General features: G+C 71.8%; 1 protein-coding gene. It reads left to right on the top strand.

Annotated features, from left to right (window positions below; translation table 11 throughout):
* Positions 1-63: 63 nt before the first annotated feature.
* The coding region (locus tag G3I78_RS48745; RefSeq protein ID WP_203616552.1) for a hypothetical protein at positions 64-433 on the top strand (370 nt) is incomplete at its 3' end.

Raw genomic sequence — 433 nt, 5'->3', positions numbered from 1 at the left:
GCGGCGCGACGGCGACCGCGTCGTCTACGAGCGGATCGTGCTCGCCCTCTCCCCGACGTCGTCGTGACCGCCCAGCCGCAGCGCCACTACGGCGTGTTCGACAAGGCGATCGCGCGCATGCGGCGCACCCCGTGGCTCACCGGATCCTCCTACGGCGTCGCGTACGCGCTGCTCTACGCGCTCAACGAGGCGGCGGACCGCGTCGTGTCGTACGCGAGCGACCTGCTCGAGGACATGTCCGACGAGATCGATGAGGCGACGCGCGGCGTCGACTCCCGCGGTCGGGAGATCGGGGTGAGCGACATGCAGGACACCATCACCCGCATGAACCGTGCCGAGGAGATCGACGCCCGCGCCCAGGAGTCCCAGCTCTCGCTCGCGCGCGCCGCGCGGCACCTGCGCAGCGAGATCGCCGACTCCGACCCCGTGCTCG

This window comes from Streptomyces sp. SID13726 (assembly GCF_010548375.1).
GTDB lineage: Bacteria > Actinomycetota > Actinomycetes > Streptomycetales > Streptomycetaceae > Streptomyces.
This window is presented reverse-complemented; position numbering and strand designations above follow the sequence as displayed.